Source organism: Micromonospora zhanjiangensis (assembly GCF_042650605.1).
Taxonomy (GTDB): domain Bacteria; phylum Actinomycetota; class Actinomycetes; order Mycobacteriales; family Micromonosporaceae; genus Micromonospora_J; species Micromonospora_J zhanjiangensis.
The window spans coordinates 44930-63099 of record NZ_JBHSBN010000032.1; the positions used below are offsets into that span (position 1 = coordinate 44930).

Below are 18170 nucleotides of genomic sequence, written 5' to 3' on the forward strand. Positions count from 1 at the left end.
TTACGCCCGGAACAGGTGCCGGCGGATGGCCGCCACGTTGCCGAAGATCCGCACCCCCAGCACGACCACCACCCCGGTGGAGAGCTGTCCACCGACGCCGAGCTGGTCACCCAGATAGACGATCACCCCGGCGACCAGGACGTTCGAGATGAACGAGATGACGAACTGCTTGTCGTCGAAGATCCGGTCGAGCTTCGCCCGTACCCCGCCGAACACCGCGTCCAGGGCGGCCACCACGGCGATCGGCAGGTAGGGCTGCAACGCCGCCGGAACGGTGGGGTTGAGCCAGATGCCGAGCGCCACGCCGGCGATCAACGCGAGTACAGCGATCATCGGCCGCCTCCGGAGGTGGTGGGGTGCGGGGTGGCCCCGACGCCGGACGGCGTCGGGGACGGTTGCGCGGGGAGTTGCGCGTAGCGCAGCTGCGGCTCGTTCGCCGCCGGCAGGTCGAGGTTGTCCACCGAACGGACGTCGAACGACATGCCGTACTCGGCCGTCAGACTCCGGAACAGCCGGGCCACCTGACTGTCCTTGAACCGCCGTTCGAGCTGGCCCGGGCCGATCGCGGAGACCTCGTACGGGCCGGTCACCGGCCGGTAGTCGACCAGGATCGCCTCGCCGGCCAGCCGGATCGTCGAGGTGGCGGTGAGTCGCTGCCCGTTGATCGAGATCGCCTCGGCGCCGGCGGCCCACAACCCGTTGGCGATGCCCTGCAGGTCGCTGTCGCGGACCAGCGCCAGGTTCGGCCCCTGGGCGCCGGTCATCGTGTCCTTCTTGGCCGGACCGTCGGCGACCCGGACCAGCACGCCGTCCCCGCGCACCCGACGCAGCCCGGTCGCCGCCTCCAGCTCCCGCAACCGGGCGGCGTCGCTGCCGGTCAGCTCGGCGTCGCGCTGCCGCGCCACCTCGGCACGCAGGTCGTTGGCCCGGTCGGTGAGCTGGTCGGCCACCACCTCGCGCTGCTTGATCTGCGCGACCAGACCCTCCCGGGCGTGGCTGCGACCCGGCTCGTCGGCCACCGTCTGCCGGTACGCCACCGCCAGCAGGAAGCCCACCAGGGCCAGGGTCACCGCGCTGACGGTACGGGTGGTGGCCCGCTGCCGCGCGGTGGGCGGGCCGAGCCGACGGCGCCGCTCGGCCGCGTCGGTGTAACCCGGGTCCAACGGGTTGCGGAACAGCTCGGAGAGGAAGTCCGGCGCGTACGCCCGCCGCGGTGGACGGTCGGTCATGCCGCCGCCCTCGTGCCGGCCGACGAGCGGGCGGCGCGGATCAGCACGCCCGCCTCCACCAGGTAGAGCACGCCCGAGGCCCAGTAGAGCACCAACCCCCACCAGGCGAGCGCCCAGCCGATCGCCCCGGCGACCGCCGCCGCGCCCGGCACGGCGGCCGCCAGCAGCAGGGTGGGGAACGCGGCGAGCAGGATGAACGTCGCCGTCTTGCCCAGGTAGTGCACCGGCGGCGGGCCGTAGCCGTAGCCGCGCAGCACCAGCAGCCGGACGCCCAGCAGCAGCTCCCGGGCCAGCAGGGCCGCGGTGAACTGCCAGGGCAGCACGTCCCGGGCGGTGAAGGCGATCAGGGTGGCCAGGATGTAGAGCCGGTCGGCCGCCGGATCGAGCAGCTCGCCGACCCGGCTCACCTGCTTCAGCCGACGGGCGACGTACCCGTCGACCCAGTCGGTCGTACCGCCGACGGCCAGCACCACGACGGCGGCGACGTCGGCATGCGGCACCAGCAGCAGGTAGAGGAAGACGGGGACGCCGAGCAGGCGGAGAAAGCTGATCAGATTGGGAACGGTGAGGATCCGACCGGCCCCGTCCGCGGAGGGAACGGTGGTGCCACCGGTGGGCTGGGCCTGCGTTGCCCGGGCCGGCCGACGCGACACCGGACCTCCCTTCGCACCCGGCCGGGTGTCGCCCGGTCGGGCGGCTCCGGTCGCGGTGCGCTCCGGCCGGTCGGTCACGACTCCCCCGGGAGGGGTGCGCGTGAACGCCGGCTGAACGGCACAGCCGGGGGCGGTCGGACCGCCGACGTTTCCGTTGGCTGCGAAATTGCGAGGCCACTATATCCGGCTGATTCAGCCTGGCCGGACGCGCCTGCGTCGTAGCCGTCGGGGCGGTGACTTCCGGTGCCCGCCGACACTCCCCCTATGCATCCTAGGATGCTAGCTCGGGACCGGAACGGCGGAACGTGGTTCAGGCCATCCGGACCTCCTCCGGCCCGGTCTCCCGGTCCCGGGTCGCCGCCCGGTCGAAGGCCAGCAGGGCGCCCAAACAGCTCGTGCTGGGCCCGGCCGGAACCACATTGCTCGTTGTCGCCGCGCAGACCACCCCGGATGGGCATAGTGACGGTGTGAGCGTGCGGACCGGGGCGCCCGTTGTCGTGGGGGTGGACGGCTCCCCCACCGCGCTGCGGGCGGTCCGGACGGGTGCCGCCGAGGCCGCCCTGCGGCACCGGCCGTTGCACCTGGTGCACGCGTTCGTCTGGCCACTGCTGCACGTCGACGTCGACAGGTCCCCCGGTGGCCCGACCGACGGCGGTCTGCGACACCAGGCCGAACGGATGCTGGCCGAGGCGGTGGGCCAGGCCCGCGCGGTCGCGCCGGGCCTACCGGTCAGCCACGCGATCGTCGACGGGCAGGCCGCGGCGGTGCTGTGCCGGGAGACCACGGACGCGGACCTGCTGGTCATCGGCGATCGAGGCCTCGGTGGCTTCACCGGCCTGCTGGTCGGTTCGGTGGCAGTCCAGGTCAGCACGTACGCGTCCTGTCCGGTGCTGCTGGCCCGGGGCGAGGATCACGACGGGCCCGTGGTCGTGGGGGTGGACAACTCGGCGCACTCCCGGGTGGCGCTGGGGGTGGCGATCGAGGAGGCGTCCCGGCGGGGCGCGGAATGCCGGGCGGTGCACGCCTTCCGGCACCCGGTCTCCAGCGGACCGGGCGACATGATGCCGCTGGTCTACGACACCGAGGCACTGCGCGGCGAGGAGGACCGCGAACTGGCCGAGTCGATCGCCGGGTGGAGCGACCGGTTCCCGGACGTGCCCGTCATCCGCCGGGTCGTGCACGGCCGGGCCGCGCCGGCATTGATCGAGGAGTCGGCCACGGCCCAACTGGTCGTGGTCGGCGCCCGCGGCCTGGGTGGCTTCGCGGGCCTGCTGCTCGGGTCCACCAGCCACGCGGTCCTGCACCACGCCGGTTGCCCCACGGTGCTGGTCCGGGACGGGAATGCACCGGGCCAGGGTGGGTAGACCGGGCCGGACCGCACCGAACGACCACGGGGGGCAGTGCCGTGCCAGGACCACGACCCGGTAGCAACAAGTACGACATCGAGCGGGCCCGGCTGCGCAAGGGGATCGAGAACTCGGGCCGCGCCTCGGACAAGGAGGCGAACGAGGTCGCGAACCGGATCCTGCGGCAGGAACACGGGCCGGGCTTCGTCCGGGGCGAACGCGGCCTCGGGCCGAAGGGCGAACGGCGCCGTGGAGAGAAGCGGTAGGGCCGCCCCATGTCGCACCGCACATCGCGGGCTCCGGCGGGTGTCCTGCTGGACGGGGCTCTCGCCGGGCTGGCCGGCAGCAGCGCGCTGGACGTCGTGACGTACCTGGACATGACGCTGAGGGCGCGGCCGGCGAGCAGCACCCCGGCGGAGACCGCGCGGCGGCTCACCGAGGCCGCACACGTACCGCTCGGACCGGAGGACCGGGCGGCGAACCGACGCTCGGCCCTCGGGTCACTGCTGGGTTACGCCTCGGGCGTGGCCACGGCCACCGCCTTCGGGCTGCTCGACCGCCGCCGGGTCGTCCCGGTGCCGGTCGCCGCCGTGCTGCTCGGCGCGCTGGCGATGGTCGCCTCCGACGCGCCGATGGCCGTCCTACGAGTCAGCGATCCACGCCGGTGGAGCCGGGTGGACTGGCTGTCCGACATCGTCCCGCACCTGGTCTACGGGGCGGTGGCGGCCACGGTCTGGCGCCGGCTCACCGGCGCCGGACCGGCGGGCCGGCGCTAGTCGTGCTCGCCCTTGTCGCCGGCGCGGCCCGCGCGCGGCTCCGGACCGTACGGGGACGACTGGGCCGGTGGCACGGGTCGCGCCCGACCCCGCCCCGCTCGCGGCCGACCGCCGACCGGTCCGGGACGCTTGCTGTCCTGCACGGTGGGATTGTTCTCATTGCGTCGCATCTCCGGCTGCTGCACGTTCGTCATGCGCCACTCTCCTTCCGTGCTCGCCGCGGATTACCCGTCGACCGCGGAGGGCATTCCGGCGGGCGGCGACCCGGATCCGTCCGGCCGCGGGTGGTGCCGGTGGATGGCTGACCACCGGGCGACCGTCCGGGCCCTGCTGGACCGGTACGGCCGCGGCTACGCGGACGAGGCCGGTGTCCGGTTGGCCGACCGTCCCGCCCCGCTGTACCAGTTGCTGGTGTTGGCGACCCTGTTGAGCACCCGGATCCGGGCCGCGGTGGCGGTCGCGGCGGCCCGGGAACTGTTCGCCGCCGGCTACCGGACCCCGGCCGCGATGGAGGCCGCGACCTGGCAGGACCGGGTCGACGCGCTGGGCCGGGGCCACTACCGCCGGTACGACGAGCGGACCGCCACCATGTTGGGCGCCGGTGCCCGGCTGTGTCTGGAACGGTGGCGGGGCGACCTGCGCAGGTTGCACCGGGAGACCGGCGGCGACGTCCCGGCCGTCCGCCGGTTGTTGACCGCGTTTCCCGGAATCGGCCCCACCGGGGCGGACATCTTCGTCCGCGAGGTACAGGCGGTGTGGGTGGACCTGCGACCGTTCGTGGACCGGCGGATGATGACCGGGGCGCGGCGGCTGCGGTTGCCAACCGATCCGCGGGCGCTGGCCGGGCTGGTCGCCGGGCCGGATGTGGCCCGGTTCGCCGCCGCCCTGGTCCGGGTGTCGCTCAGCGGCGAGGCCACCGGGGAGGTGACCCGGGCCGCCGCCGGTGGCTGACGGTCACTTGACCGGTGTGTTGGCGCTGGGCTTGGTCGCGAACCAGACGATGAGGGCCGCGGCCGCCGCGAGCAGCAACACCGAGTTGCTCACCCGATCGCCGTCGCGGTTGGCGCTGCCGAAGTAGACGACAGCCAGCCCGACGGCCAGGGCCACGATCGTCCGAATCCCCCGATTTTTCACGCAAAGTACCATAACTCGTACGACGGGCGGCGGATGGCGCATTTGGGGGATCGGACCACCCGACCGGAGCCTTACGTCAGGTCCTCGACCTCCAGGCTGTCCAGTGCGATGCTCTGCACCATCAGCCAGCGGGCCAACGCCGGCATGCCGAACAGCCACAGCGGCGCGGACTCGGTCGTGCCGTTGGTCGCGTAGATCGCGAACCGGACGTCCGGCGTCCGGTAGGCCTCGATCCGCCAGCGGTGGAAACCGTCCCGCCAGACGGCGACGGGATCGCCGGGGTCCATGACCCACACGGTAGGCGAGCCGGCCGGCCGGGCAGGCGGGTTCGGCCGGGCAGCCGGCCGGTGACCCGTTCGGGGCCCGGCCGGATCCCGCTGCCCGCGCCCGGCCGGCCGACCGTCCGCAGCCGGCGGGTCGGTCAGTCCGCCGGTGCCAGCAGCCGGGTGCCGTCCGGCAGCCGCCGGGTGGCCCCGCGCCGGTCGAGCAGTTCCAGCAGCGGCACGGCCACCCGCCGGGTGGTGTCCAGGGCCTGCCGCGCCGCGCTGAGCGTGAACGGCTGCGGCAGGGCGGCCAGGGTCCGGACCGCCTCGTCGAGCGCGGCCGGCAGCAGCACCACGGTGTCGGCCAACCGGACCAGCGCCCCGGCCCGGACCGCCGCGCCGATCTCCCGCGGCCCGAGCCCGACCTGCGCCAGCCGGGCCGCCTCCGGCGCCAGGAACGGCCGGTCGGCCAGGTCGGCGGTGATCCGGGCCAGCGCCGCGGCCACCGGGGCGGGCAGGTCGGGCGCGCGGTCGCCGGCGAACACCCGGCCGCCGGCCAGCCGCAGCGGCGGCGCCACCAACGGCGCGACCAGGGCCCGGTCGGGCAGGTCGAGCAGTTGCCGCACGGTCTCCACCGGGACGCCCGGATCCAGCGGATGGTCGCGCGCGTACCGGTCCACCACCTCGCCGAGGCGGTGGCCGAGGGCCCGCCACTGTGCCGGGTCGGCGTGCCAGTCGCCGGTCACCGGCGCGGTGCCGACCGGAACGCCCATCCGCTCCAGGTCAGCCCGCCGGACCAGCCCGCGACGGCGCAGTTCGGCGGCCTCGTCCGGTCGGCCGGTCAGCCCGGCCAACTCCGCCGACCGGGCCGCGGCGGCGCCCCGCCGGCGCAACGGCGGGGGTACGACGTCGAGCACCACCAGCCCGCCGACCAGGGCGCGCCGGCCCGGGTCGCGCAACAGCGCCCGGTCACCGACGCGCAGCGGCAACCGGCGCGCCAGCCGCAACCGGGCGGTGTCCGGGCCGAGCGGTCGCAGCCGTACGGGCACCGCCGCCGAACCGACGTGCAGCATCGCCCCGGTCGGCAACCGGTCGGGCGGGTCGCCGGCCAGCCGCACGTCGACCAGGTCGGTCTGCCGGAACCGGCCCGGGGTCAGCAGCGTGTCGCCCCGGCCGACGGTGTCCCGGTCCACGCCGCGCAGGTTGACCGCCACCCGCGCCAGGCCGGTCACCTCGGTCCGGGCCACGCCCAGCGAGTGCAGGCCACGCACCCGTACCCGGGTGCCGGTGTCGCCGGTGTCCAGGTCGTCGCCGACCCGCAGGGTGCCCGCGCCGAGGGTGCCGGTGACCACCGTGCCGCTGCCCCGGACGGTGAACGAGCGGTCCACCCAGAGCCGGACCGGTGCGTCGACCGGGGGCGTCGGGATCCGCCCGACCAGCCGGTCCAGGGCGGCGCGCAGGCCGGGCAGGCCCGCACCGGTCAGGGCGCTGACCACCGCCACCTCAGGTTCGCCGAGGCCGGTGCCGGCGAACTCCGCGCGGGCCCGTTCCACGGTCGGGCCGGGGTCGGCCAGGTCGGCCCGGGAGACGGCCAGCAGGGCGTGCCGGACGCCGAGGGCGTCCAGCGCGGCGAGGTGCTCGGCCGACTGCGGCATCCAGCCCTCGTCGGCGGCGACCACGAACAGGGCGGCGGGCACCGGCCCGACGCCGGCGAGCATGTTCGGCACGAACCGCTCGTGCCCGGGTACGTCCACGAAGGCGATCACGGCACCGGAGGGCAGCGTGGTCCAGGCGAAGCCGAGGTCGATGGTCAGGCCCCGGCGGCGTTCCTCGGCGAACCGGTCGGGTTCCATCCCGGTCAGCGCCCGGACCAGGGTCGACTTGCCGTGGTCGACGTGTCCGGCGGTGGCGACGACGTGCATCGCTCAGCCGTCCCGGCGCAGCCGCAGGACCGCGTCCCGGACGGTGCCGTCCCGCTCGGCCGGCACGCAGCGCAGGTCCAGCAGCAGGTGTCCGCGTTCCACCCGGCCGACCACCGGCGGGTCGCCGAGGCGCAGCGGGACGGCGTACCGCTCGGGCAGCCGAACCGCCCAGGACGGCAACTCCACCTCCGGCGCGCCGCCGCCGCCCACGACCGCCGCGGCCGGCGCCGCCTCGGCCTTGACGCCGGCCGCGGCCAGTGCCGCGGCCAGCCGGTCGGCGCGCTCGCGCAGCTCCTCCGGGGCGGTGTGCAGCGCCCGCCAGGTCGGGGTGGGCGGGCCGCTCAGCGTCGCCTCCAGCGCGGCCAGGGTGAGCTTGTCCACCCGCAGCGCCCGGGCCAGCGGGTGCCGACGCAACCGGTCGACCAGGTCGGCGTCGCCGAGCAGCAGACCGGCCTGTGGGCCGCCGAGCAGCTTGTCCCCGCTGGCCGTCACCAGGGCGGCGCCGGCCCGCAGCGTCGACGCGGCGTCCGGCTCGTCGGGCAGCAGGTCGTCCGGGGCGAGCAGGCCGGAGCCGATGTCGGCCACCACGGGCACCCCGAGGGTGGCCAGCTCGCGCACCGGTACGGCGGAGGTGAAGCCGCGGACCACGAAGTTGGACGGGTGGACCTTGAGGACGAAGCCGGTGTCCGGGCCGAGCGCGGCGGCGTAGTCGGCCAGCGTGGTGCGGTTGGTGGTGCCCACCTCGCGCAGCCGGGCGCCGGTGCTGACCAGCAGGTCGGGCAGCCGGAACCCGTCGCCGATCTCGACCAGTTCGCCCCGGCTGACCACGATCTGGCGGCCGGCGGCCAGGCCGGTCGCGGCGAGGGCCAACGCCGCCGCGCCGTTGTTGACCACGTGCACGGCCGCCGCGTCGGGCACGGCGGCGGCCAGCGCCGCGAGCGCACCGCGACCGCGCCGGGCCCGCCGCCCGGTGGTCAGGTCCAGTTCGACGTCGGTGTGGCCGGCGGCCGCGCACAGCGCGTCGACCGCCGCGCCGGACAGGGCCGCCCGGCCCAGGTTGGTGTGCAGCAGCACGCCGGTGGCGTTGACCACCGGGCGGGGACCGCCGGCCCCGGCCGCGACCCGGGCCGCCGCCTCGTCGGGTACGTCCTCAGGGCGGATCTCCCCGCGCCGGGCCCGGTCCTGCACGGCCGCGACGAGCGCCTTGACCCGGGCCACGCCGAGTGTCGCCACGGCGGCGGTCAGCCGGGGATCGGCCAGCAGCACGTCGGTGCGCGGGATCCGACGTCGCGGATCCACCGGCCGGTCCCCCATCGCCCACTCCTCGCCCAGATTGGCGGAGGCGGACGGGAATCGAACCCGCCCGGCCCGGATCCCGGGCCACACCGGTTTTGAAGACCGGGAGGGGCACCAGCCACCTGAACGCCTCCACGATCACCTAACCACAGCGCTCCGGCGGCCGCCCGGTGAGCCGGACTCCCGGCGCGGCCCGGCTCACGGGGTGCCTCGTCCCCGCCCGGCGCCGGCGACGTACGCGGCGAGATGTTCGCCGGTGCGGGTGGACCGGGCGGCCACCAGGTCGGCCGGGGTACCCGCGAAGACGATCCGGCCGCCGTCGTGGCCGGCACCGGGACCGAGGTCGATGATCCAGTCGGCGTGCGCCATCACCGCCTGGTGGTGCTCGATGACGATGACCGACTTGCCGGCGTCGACCAGCCGGTCGAGCAGGCCGAGCAACTGCTCGACGTCGGCCAGGTGCAGGCCGGTGGTCGGCTCGTCGAGGATGTAGACGCCACCGGCGGCGGCCAGCTGGGTGGCCAGCTTGAGCCGTTGCCGCTCGCCGCCGGAGAGCGTGGTGAGCGGCTGACCCAGACGCAGGTAGCCCAGCCCGACGTCGGCGAGCCGGCCCGCGATGGCGTGCGCGGCCGGCGTGCGGGCCTCGCCGGCGGCGAAGAACTCCGCGGCCTCGGTCACCGGCATGGCCAGCACCTCGCTGATGTCCCGGCCGCCGAGCCGGTACTCCAGCACCGCCGCCTGGAACCGCCTGCCCTCGCACTCCTCGCAGACCGTGGCGACGCCGGCCATCATCGCCAGGTCGGTGTAGACCACACCGGCGCCGTTGCAGGCCGGACAGGCGCCCTCCGAGTTGGCGCTGAACAACGCCGGCTTCACGCCGTTGGCCTTGGCGAACGCCTTGCGGACCGGATCGAGCAGACCGGTGTACGTGGCCGGGTTGCTCCGCCGCGAGCCGCGGATCGCGGTCTGGTCGACCGAGACAACCCCGTCCCGGCCGGCCAGCGAGCCGTCGACCAACGAACTCTTGCCGGAGCCGGCCACCCCGGTCAGCACGACCAGCACGCCGAGCGGGATGTCGACGTCGACGTCGCGCAGGTTGTGGGTCCCGGCGCCGCGGATCGGCAGGCTGCCGGTGGGAGTGCGTACCGACTCCTTCAGGGCGGCCCGGTCGTCCAGGTGGCGGCCGGTGACGGTGTCGCTCCCGCGCAGCCCCTCGACGGTGCCCTCGAAGCAGACGGTGCCGCCCGCCGAGCCGGCGCCCGGGCCGAGGTCCACGACGTGGTCGGCGATCTCGATCACCTGCGGCTTGTGCTCGACCACCAGCACGGTGTTGCCCTTGTCGCGCAGCCGCAGCAGCAGCTCGTTCATCCGCTGGATGTCGTGCGGGTGCAGCCCGACCGTTGGCTCGTCGAAGACGTACGTCACGTCGGTGAGCGACGACCCGAGGTGCCGGATCATCTTGGTACGTTGCGCCTCGCCGCCGGAGAGGGTGCCCGCCGGGCGGTCCAGGCTCAGGTAGCCCAGACCGATCTCCACGAACGAGTCGAGGGTGTGCCGCAGCGCCGCCAGCAGCGGCGCGACGGACGGCTCGGCCAGGCCGCCCACCCACTCGGCCAGGTCGCTGATCTGCATCGCGCAGGCGTCGGCGATGCTGATCCCGTTGATCTTCGAGGACCGGGCGGCGGCGCTCAGCCGGGTGCCGTCGCACTCGGGGCAGGTGGTGAAGGTGACCGCCCGTTCGACGAAGGCACGGATGTGCGGCTGCATCGCGTCGACGTCCTTGGCCAGGAACGACTTCTGGATCTTCGGGATCAGCCCCTCGTACGTGACGTTGATGCCGTCGACCTTGATCCTGGTCGGCTCTTTGCGCAGTAGCGCGTCGAGCTCCTTGCGGGTGAACCGGCCGACCGGCTTGTCCGGGTCGAAGAGGCCGGCGCCACGGAAGATCCGGCCGTACCAGCCGTCCATCGAGTAGCCGGGGACCGTGATGGCGCCCTCGTTGATCGACTTGGTCTCGTCGTACAGGGCCGTCAGGTCGAAGTCGGTGACCGAGCCGCGGCCTTCGCAGCGCGGACACATGCCCCCGGTGCGGGTGAAACTCACCCGCTCGGCCCTGCGGTCACCGCGCTCGACGGTGATCGCGCCGCTCGCCGTCACCGACGCGACGTTGAACGAGTACGCCTGCGGCGAGCCGATGTGCGGCTCGCCGAGCCGGCTGAACAGGATGCGCAGCATCGCGTTGGCGTCGGTGGCGGTGCCGACCGTGGACCGGGGGTCGGTGCCCAGCCGCTCCTGGTCCACGATGATCGCCGTGGTCAGCCCGTCCAGCACGTCGACGTCGGGCCGGGCCAGCGTCGGCATGAAGCCCTGCACGAAGGCGCTGTACGTCTCGTTGATCAACCGCTGCGACTCGGCGGCGACGGTGCCGAACACCAGCGAACTCTTGCCCGAGCCGGAGACCCCGGTGAACACCGTCAGCCGCCGCTTCGGGATCTCGACGCTGACGTCGCGCAGGTTGTTCACCCGTGCGCCGTGCACGCGGATCAGGTCGTGGCTGTCGGCGGGGTGCGGGGTGCCCGTCCCGGTGTCCGTCGTCGTGGCCCTGCTCATCGGCTCTCCATGCTGGCCACGCTAGCCGTCGTCGGACCGCCCGCGCTTCTCCGTTCGTGATCGAATCGGGAACGACGCCGGGCGGACGGTCAGGGCCGAGCCTGGTCGGCCGGGGTGCGCCCCGCCCGGCGCTCCAGCCGCTCCCGCTGCGGCACGACGGTGTAGCGGGGATCCCGGGCCGAGGCCACCCCGCCGCGGAACACCCCGAACCGGGTCGCGACCGAGGCGACCAGCAGCGCCGCGCCGGACACCGCCGAGACCAGCCGGCTGCGGCGGCCCAGCAGGGCGCCGGCGACACCGGCCGCGGTCAACGCGCGGCCGGTGCGCAGCAGCCGGCCGGCGGCGCCGGTCCGGTACGGCTCGCTGAGCAGCCCGAGCCGGGTCTCCACCTGGTGCGCGCCGGCCAGTTCCACGGCGGCCCCGAGCACCGCGAGCCGGCGTGCCGGACCCGCCTCGGCCGGCGGCGCGGCGAGCAGCGCCATACCGGCACCGCTGGCCAGCGCGCTGCCCGCGAAGACGAACGGCAACTGCGGGTACGCCTCATGCCAGGACGGTACGGCCGTGTCGGCGAGCAGCACCCCGGTGTAGGTGGCCAGCGCCGGTGCCAGCACGGCCGCGCCGAGACCGGCGGCGTCGGCCACCGGCGGGGCGATCCGCCGGGCCAGCCCCAGCAGGCCACGGCGGGGCAGCCGGGGCGCCAACTCGGCGACGGCGGCCAGCCCGGCCGCCGGTCCGAACCCGGCGAGGATCCAGGTGCCCACCGACATCGGAGAGGTCGGCTTGGCCACCCGCAGCATGTGGTGGAACCGGGCCGGCCGGCCCAGGTCGTTGACCAGGAAGTAGCTGCTCGCCACGACCGCGCCCAGCGCCGTCCAGCGGCCGGCCCGGCGCAACCGGGTCCGACCGGTCAGTTGGGCGCCCGCCGCGACCAGCGCGCTGCCGGCGGCCAGGCCACCGGTGAACAGGTAGGCCGGGATGTCGTCGCGCCACACCGGCGCCTTGAGGATGGGTCGGCCGTAGTAGGAGGTGAACTCGACCGGCGGCACCGCGAGCCGTTCGCCGCCGCCCCGCCGGCCACGCCGATCCGCCGACCGGCGACCGACCTCTCCCCCACCGGTCCGGCCGAGCTCCTCCTGGAACCGCCGGAACCGGTCACCGACCGATCCACCGGGCCGGTCGGCGGCCGGGTCGGAGCGGTCCGGCCGGTCGGCGGCGCGGACCGGGTCGTCCGGCCGGTCGCCGGACCGGCGCGGGACGTCCGGCGGGCCGGCGGTCATGACCGGCCGCCCAGGAACGCGACGACGGCGGCCGCCGCCATCGTCGCCGCCGCGAGACCGGCCCGCCGCCACATGTCCGGCAGGTCGCGGGTGGTCACCACCGGGTCGGGCGGCAGGCCGTACACCTCGGGCTCGTCCAGCAGCAGGAAGAACGCGCCGTCCCCGCCCACCCCGTCGTCCGGGTCCGCGCCGTAGAGTTGCGCCTGCGGTACGCCGTCGGCGTGCAGCCGCTCGACCCGGGACCGGGCCCGGTCCCGCAACTCGTCGAGCGGGCCGTACTGGATCGACTCGGTCGGGCAGGCCTGGGCGCAGGCCGGGGTGTTCCCGGCGCCGATCCGGTCGTAGCACAGCGTGCACTTCCACGCCCGGCCGTCGTCGCGCCGCTGGTCGATGACCCCGTACGGGCAGGCCGGGATGCAGTAGCCGCAGCCGTTGCAGATGTCCTCCTGCACCACCACCGTGCCGAACTCGGTGCGGAACAGCGCACCGGTCGGGCAGACGTCCAGACAGGCAGCGTGGGTGCAGTGCTTGCAGACGTCGGACATCATCAACCAGCGGAAGTCGGTCCGCTCGGTCAGGCCCGTGCCCCGGCCCGGCGGCGCCGACCCGGGCATGCCGAGGAACTCCGGCCCACCGGTCGTCGGGGCCGCCGGTTCCCCGGCCGTCCCGGCCGCCGCCGGTCCGCCGGCCGTCCGGGCCGCCACCTCGGGGGTCGGGGCCGGCCCCGACCCCGGCGTCGTACCGGTGTCGGCGGTCGACCCAGCGGCCGTCACGGCGGTGGCCGGGCTGACCGGCGGGCCGGTCGGGGTGCCGGCGAACGCCGGCGTCGTGGTGCCGCCGGCCGGCCGGGACTGCTCGATGAAGGCGACGTGCCGCCACGAGTTGGCGGTCAGCGCCCCGGTGTTGTCGTACGACATGCCGAGCAGGTCCAGTCCGCTCTCCGGGACCAGGTTCCACTCCTTGCAGGCCACCTCGCACGCCTTGCAGCCGATGCAGACGCTGGTGTCGGTGAAGAAGCCCATCCGCGGCGGCGCGTCGGGGTAGCCGGCGTCGGGCGTCGGGTCCAGCGGGCCGTACAGGCTGTTGGCGTCGGTCATCCCGTCACGTGCTCCCGTCCGTGTCGGCGCGTTCCGCGGTGGCGGCCCGGCCGGCGGACTCCGCACCGCCGTCGCGGCCCGCGGCCCGGGCCCGGTCCTGCCGCCGCTGTTCGAGCCGCTTGGCCTCCTCGGCGGCGTCCGTGGTGACCACCGGGAAGGCGGGACCCCGGTCGAGCCCGGCCCGTCGACGATAGTCGGCCACCAGGTCGAGCAGGGCCCGGCCGGTGGGTCGGCGGCCCGGCCGGATGTCGCAGGTGCCCACCTTGCTCTCCTGGATCAGGACGTTCGGGTCCAGGGTGATGCCGAACAGGTCGTTGGCCGAGTCGCCGCGGACCAGGCCCTCGTAGCCGAAGTGGTACGGCAGCCAGATCTGGTGGATCTCGCGCCCCTCCACCCACAGCGGGGTGAGCCGGTCGGTCACCAGCACCCGGGCCTCGATGGCCGCCCGTCCGGAGACCAGGTACGCCCAGCCGAGGTGTTCCAGCCCGCGTTCGGCCGCCAACTCCGGGGACACCTCCACGAACATCTCCGGTTGGAGTTCGGCCAGGTGGCGCACCATCCGGCTCATCCCGCCGGCGGTGTGGTGCTCGGTGAGCCGACTGACCAGGAACACGTACGGGAAGACGTCGGTGTGCTCCTGCGGCGGGCTCGGATTGATCGGGTTGTCCGGCCGGTCGTACGTCTTGCGGGTGGGGTTGGTCTGCTGGCCGTACAGCGGGTTGCGGATCGGGGACTCGGCCGGCTCGTAGTGCGTCGGCATCGGCCCGTCGATCAGCCCGGTCGGTACGTACAGCCAGCCCTTCCCGTCGCCCTGCATGATGAACGCGTCGTCACCGGCCAGCCCCTCGGCCCCGGTCGCGTCGTCCGGCGGCCGGTACGTCGGCGGCTTCGTCTTCTCGAAGTCCGGCACGTCGTAGCCGGTCCACTCGCCCTTGTCGGCGTCCCACCAGACGTACTTCTTGCGTTCGCTCCACGGCCGGCCCTGCGGGTCCGCCGACGCGCGGTTGTAGAGGGTGCGCCGGTTCGCCGGCCAGGCCCAGCCCCACTCGGCGGCCACCCAGTCCTGCTCGTGCCGGGACCTGCGGCGGGCCGCCTGGTTCACCCCGTCGGCGTAGACCCCGGCGTAGATCCAGCAACCGATCGCGGTGGAGCCGTCGTCCTTGGCCTCGGTGAAGCTGGACAGCGGCCGGCGGGAGTCGACCTCGTACCCGTTGATCTCGGCCAGCACGGTCTCGGCGCTCGGCTCGGCGTACCGGCCGTGCGTGGGGTAGTCCCAGGCCAGGTCGAGGATCGCCCGGTCGCGCGGCGCGGTGGAGCCGGCCAGCTTCTCCCGGACGACCCGGCCGAGGTGGTAGAAGAACCACAGCTCGGAGCGGCAGTCGCCGGGCGGGTCGAGCGCCTTCTCCCGCCACTGCAGCAGCCGCTGGGTCTGGGTGAACGTGCCCTCCTTCTCCGCGTACGAGGCCGCCGGCAGGAAGAACACCTCGGTCCGGCACTCCTGCGGCACGATCTCCCCGGTGGCGACCTCGGGACCGTTCTGCCAGAACGTGGCGCTCTCGATCATGAACAGGTCGCGGACCACCAGCCAGTCCAGGTTGGCCATGCCGAGCCGCTGGGCCCGGCCGTGGGCCGATCCGACCGCCGGGTTTTGGCCGAGCAGGAAGTAGCCCTTGACCTTGCCGTCGATCATGTTGAGCACGGTCTGGTACGAGCCGTGGTCGCCGGTCATCCGGGGCAGGTGGCCGTAGCAGAAGTCGTTCTCCGGCGTGGCCGCGTCCCCCCAGTACGCCTTCAGCAGGCTGGCCGCGTACGCCCGGGCGTTGCCCCAGAAGCCCTTCTGGCCGGGGTGCCGGATGCTGTCCACCCACTCGTCGAAGGTCGGATGGTCGGCGTGGTGCGGCATCGGCAGGTAGCCGGGCAGCAGGTTGAACAGGGTGGGGATGTCGGTCGAACCCTGGATGCTGGCGTGCCCGCGCAGGGCGAGGACCCCGCCACCCGGCCGGCCCACGTTGCCCAGCAGCAGCTGGATGATCGCGCCGGTACGGATGTACTGCACGCCCACCGTGTGTTGGGTCCAGCCCACCGAGTAGACCAGGGCGCCGGTGCGGTCCCGGCCGGAGTTCTCGGTCCAGGCGCGGCACAGTTCGAGGAACTTCTCCCGCGGGATGCCGCAGATCCGCTCCACCATCTCCGGCGTGTACCGGGCGTAGTGCCGCTTCAGCAGCTGGTAGACGCAGCGCGGGTGCTGGAGCGTCTCGTCCCGCCGCACCTCACCAGCGACCGGGGCGCCGTGCGACTCGTGCCGCAGCCCGGCCGCCGTCTCCCGCTGGGTGGCCGTCTCCCGCTGCGAGCCGTCGCCACCGTGCCCCTGGTACTGCCAGCTGCCCTGGTGGTAGGAGCCGGTCTCCGGGTCGAAGCCGGAGAAGAACCCGTCCAGGTCGTCGGTGTCCCGGAAGTCCTCGCCGACGATCGAGGCCGCGTTGGTGTACGCCAGCACGTACTCCCGGAAGTCCAGCTCGTTGTCCAGAATGTAGCGGACCACGCCGCCGAGCAGGGCGATGTCGGTGCCGGCCCGGATCGGCAGGTACGAGTCGGCCAGCGCGCTGGTCCGGGTGAACCGGGGATCCACGTGGAAGACCTTGGCGCCGCGCCGCTTGGCCTCCATCACCCACTGGAAGCCGACCGGGTGCGCCTCCGCCATGTTGGAACCCTGGATGACGATGACGTCAGCGTTGACGAGGTCCTGCTGGAAGTCGGTGGCGCCGCCACGACCGAAGCTGGTCCCCAGACCGGGGACGGTGGCGGAGTGTCAAATGCGGGCCTGGTTCTCGATCTGGAGTGCCCCCATCGCCGTGAACAACTTCTTGATGAGGTAGTTCTCCTCGTTGTCCAGGGTCGCACCGCCCAGGCTGGCGAAGCCGAGGGTGCGGTTCAGCGGCCGGCCCTCGTCGTCGGCGTCCTCCCAGGTCTGCTCCCGGGCGGCGATGACCCGGTCGGCGATCATGTCCAGCGCGGTGTCGAGATCCAGCTCCTCCCACTCGGTCCCGTACGGCCGGCGGTAGCGGACCTTCTGCTGGCGCAGTTCACTGGTGACGAGGTTTCTACTGGCCGAGCCCTTGGGGCAGAGCCGGCCCCGGGAGATGGGGCTGTCCGGGTCGCCCTCGATCTGGGTGATCTGGCCGTCCTTGACGTAGATCCGCTGCCCGCAGCCGACCGCGCAGTACGGGCAGACCGACCGGGCCATCGAGTCCGCCTGCTCGGTGCGCGGGGTCAGCGCGTCGGTGCGTCGGGACCGCGCGGCGGCGCCCCGACCCAGCGGGTCGTCGCCGGTGAGCTGGCGGTAGACCGGCCAGCCCTCGATCCAGGTGCGGACCCCCATGCCGGGCTCCCTCCGGTCGACCGACGGCGAACGCGAACGACTCGACAATAAATCACGTTCCGCCGGTCCGCAGCCGGGCGGGCCGGCGGCACCGACGTTCAGCCGCGATCCCGCGCTTCCTGGCGAGGCGGCGGCGCGTCCGACAGTCCCAACCGCTGCCGGGCGTACGCGTCATCCGGCCGCTCGCGGTTTACCCGACCGCGTACCGGTTACCACCGGCGCATGTCCCGTCACCCCGGGCCGGCGGGACCGCCGGTCGTGCTGGTCGTCGCGAAGGCACCGGCGCCCGGCACGGTCAAGACGCGGCTCTGCCCGCCGGCCACCCCGCGACAGGCCGCCGAGATCGCCGCCGCGGCGCTGCTGGACACGATGGCCGCGGTCACGGCCGTCCCCGCCGCCACCCCGGCACTGGCGCTGGCCGGTGACCTCTCAGTCGCGGTCCGGCCCGGTCGGCTGCGCCGGGCGGTACGCGGATGGACCGTCCTGACCCAGCACGGCGACACCCTCGCCGAACGGCTCGTGCACGCGCACGCCGAGATCGCCGACCGGTTCCCCGGTCGGCCGGTGCTGCAGATCGGCATGGACACCCCGCAGGTGTCGGCGCGGGCCCTGGAGCGGGCGCTGGCCCGCCTGGCGGACGGTTGCGACGCGGTCCTCGGGCCGGCCCGGGACGGTGGCTGGTGGGCGCTGGGGCTGGCCGATCCGCGGCAGGCGGGGGTGCTCACCGGCGTGCCGACGTCCCGGCCCGACACGGGGCTGCGCACCTGGCGGGCGTTGCGGGGGCGCGGGCTGCGGGTGGGGCGGTTGCCGGTGCTGCGGGATGTCGATTCGATGGGGGACGCGGTGGTGGTGGCGGGGCGGGTGCCGGGTTCTCGGTTCGCTGCTGCGGTTTCCGCGGTGGTTCCGGGGGTTTTGGTCATGGCTCCGGTTGTGGTTGGGGGTGGGTCGGTGTGCCTGGCTTGTGGTTGGGGGGTGGGCCGGCGTGCCCGGCGTGGCCCGTCAGGCTTGATGTCCACGCCGGGCACGCCGGCCCACCCTCGCCGTGACCATCCGGGCCGCGGCCAGCGGATGCCGAAAAAGGGCCGGGACCCCGGTGGTACGGGATCCCGGCCCTTTCGGTTGTTGTCTTAGCTGTTCCAGTACTGGGTGACCAGGTCAGCGGCCTGGGTCTCCCACTGGGCGTAGGCG

17 protein-coding genes and 1 tRNA gene are annotated in these 18170 nt (G+C 74.3%); 5 read left to right on the forward strand and 13 right to left on the reverse strand.

Annotation, left to right across the window (positions count from 1 at the left end; all coding sequences use genetic code 11):
• Genes ACFOX0_RS29465 through ACFOX0_RS29475 form a run of 3 tightly spaced genes read right to left on the reverse strand, consistent with a single transcriptional unit; the run spans position 1 to position 1882 of the window.
• The gene (locus ACFOX0_RS29465) at positions 1 to 333 is read right to left on the reverse strand and encodes a small basic family protein (RefSeq protein WP_377552165.1); all 333 of its coding nucleotides are present in this window, start codon (positions 331 to 333) and stop codon (positions 1 to 3) included.
• Positions 330 to 1229 carry a DUF881 domain-containing protein gene (locus tag ACFOX0_RS29470; protein ID WP_377552166.1) on the reverse strand — a complete coding sequence of 300 codons (900 nt, stop codon included), beginning with the start codon at positions 1227 to 1229 and terminating at the stop codon, positions 330 to 332. Before ACFOX0_RS29470 ends, ACFOX0_RS29465 begins: the two co-directional genes overlap by 4 nt.
• The gene (locus ACFOX0_RS29475) at positions 1226 to 1882 is read right to left on the reverse strand and encodes a CDP-alcohol phosphatidyltransferase family protein (RefSeq protein ID WP_377552168.1); all 657 of its coding nucleotides are present in this window, start codon (positions 1880 to 1882) and stop codon (positions 1226 to 1228) included. The genes ACFOX0_RS29470 and ACFOX0_RS29475 overlap by 4 nt, the downstream gene beginning before the upstream one ends.
• A 467-nt stretch (positions 1883 to 2349) precedes the next feature.
• Here ACFOX0_RS29475 and ACFOX0_RS29480 point away from each other — a divergent pair, with 467 nt between their 5' ends.
• From ACFOX0_RS29480 to ACFOX0_RS29490, 3 genes are read left to right on the forward strand one after another with little or no spacing between them, the layout of a single operon-like run.
• Positions 2350 to 3246: a universal stress protein gene (locus tag ACFOX0_RS29480; protein WP_377552170.1), complete on the forward strand. Its 897-nt coding sequence runs from the start codon at positions 2350 to 2352 to the stop codon at positions 3244 to 3246.
• Between the two features lie 41 nt (positions 3247 to 3287).
• The gene (locus ACFOX0_RS29485) at positions 3288 to 3494 is read left to right on the forward strand and encodes a phosphatidylethanolamine-binding protein (protein ID WP_377552171.1); all 207 of its coding nucleotides are present in this window, start codon (positions 3288 to 3290) and stop codon (positions 3492 to 3494) included.
• Between the two features lie 9 nt (positions 3495 to 3503).
• Positions 3504 to 4004: a hypothetical protein gene (locus tag ACFOX0_RS29490; RefSeq protein ID WP_377552173.1), complete on the forward strand. Its 501-nt coding sequence runs from the start codon at positions 3504 to 3506 to the stop codon at positions 4002 to 4004.
• On the opposite strand, the gene ACFOX0_RS29495 is transcribed toward ACFOX0_RS29490, so the two are convergent.
• A complete protein-coding gene (locus tag ACFOX0_RS29495; RefSeq protein WP_377552174.1) occupies positions 4001 to 4198 on the reverse strand; it encodes a hypothetical protein in 198 nt (65 codons plus the stop codon). The genes ACFOX0_RS29490 and ACFOX0_RS29495 overlap by 4 nt on opposite strands.
• A 103-nt stretch (positions 4199 to 4301) precedes the next feature.
• Between ACFOX0_RS29495 and ACFOX0_RS29500 the strand changes: the two genes are divergently transcribed.
• A complete protein-coding gene (locus tag ACFOX0_RS29500) occupies positions 4302 to 4955 on the forward strand; it encodes a hypothetical protein (RefSeq protein ID WP_377552176.1) in 654 nt (217 codons plus the stop codon).
• 3 nt (positions 4956 to 4958) lie between these two features.
• Here ACFOX0_RS29500 and ACFOX0_RS29505 read toward each other — a convergent pair whose 3' ends face one another.
• The 9 genes from ACFOX0_RS29505 to fdh form a co-directional block, all read right to left on the reverse strand.
• Positions 4959 to 5138: a hypothetical protein gene (locus ACFOX0_RS29505; protein WP_377552177.1), complete on the reverse strand. Its 180-nt coding sequence runs from the start codon at positions 5136 to 5138 to the stop codon at positions 4959 to 4961.
• A gap of 71 nt (positions 5139 to 5209) precedes the next feature.
• Positions 5210 to 5425, reverse strand: a complete 216-nt coding sequence (locus ACFOX0_RS29510; protein WP_377552178.1) for a hypothetical protein — start codon at positions 5423 to 5425, stop codon at positions 5210 to 5212.
• 134 nt (positions 5426 to 5559) lie between these two features.
• Positions 5560 to 7323: a selenocysteine-specific translation elongation factor gene (selB, locus tag ACFOX0_RS29515; protein WP_377552180.1), complete on the reverse strand. Its 1764-nt coding sequence runs from the start codon at positions 7321 to 7323 to the stop codon at positions 5560 to 5562.
• Between the two features lie 3 nt (positions 7324 to 7326).
• Entirely contained in the window at positions 7327 to 8637 is a 1311-nt protein-coding gene (selA, locus tag ACFOX0_RS29520; RefSeq protein ID WP_377552182.1) for an L-seryl-tRNA(Sec) selenium transferase, read from the reverse strand.
• 20 nt (positions 8638 to 8657) lie between these two features.
• Positions 8658 to 8753: transfer RNA gene (locus ACFOX0_RS29525), tRNA-Sec, on the reverse strand.
• Between the two features lie 64 nt (positions 8754 to 8817).
• Entirely contained in the window at positions 8818 to 11229 is a 2412-nt protein-coding gene (locus ACFOX0_RS29530; protein ID WP_377552183.1) for an ATP-binding cassette domain-containing protein, read from the reverse strand.
• A gap of 89 nt (positions 11230 to 11318) precedes the next feature.
• Complete coding sequence (nrfD, locus tag ACFOX0_RS29535) at positions 11319 to 12506, reverse strand: NrfD/PsrC family molybdoenzyme membrane anchor subunit (protein ID WP_377552185.1); 1188 nt, start codon at positions 12504 to 12506, stop codon at positions 11319 to 11321.
• A complete protein-coding gene (locus ACFOX0_RS29540) occupies positions 12503 to 13603 on the reverse strand; it encodes a 4Fe-4S dicluster domain-containing protein (protein ID WP_377552187.1) in 1101 nt (366 codons plus the stop codon). Before ACFOX0_RS29540 ends, nrfD begins: the two co-directional genes overlap by 4 nt.
• A 4-nt stretch (positions 13604 to 13607) precedes the next feature.
• Complete coding sequence (fdh, locus tag ACFOX0_RS29545; RefSeq protein ID WP_377552188.1) at positions 13608 to 16982, reverse strand: formate dehydrogenase; 3375 nt, start codon at positions 16980 to 16982, stop codon at positions 13608 to 13610.
• Between the two features lie 222 nt (positions 16983 to 17204).
• Here fdh and ACFOX0_RS29550 point away from each other — a divergent pair, with 222 nt between their 5' ends.
• A complete protein-coding gene (locus ACFOX0_RS29550; RefSeq protein WP_449288875.1) occupies positions 17205 to 18113 on the forward strand; it encodes a TIGR04282 family arsenosugar biosynthesis glycosyltransferase in 909 nt (302 codons plus the stop codon).
• Positions 18114 to 18170 lie beyond the last annotated feature (57 nt).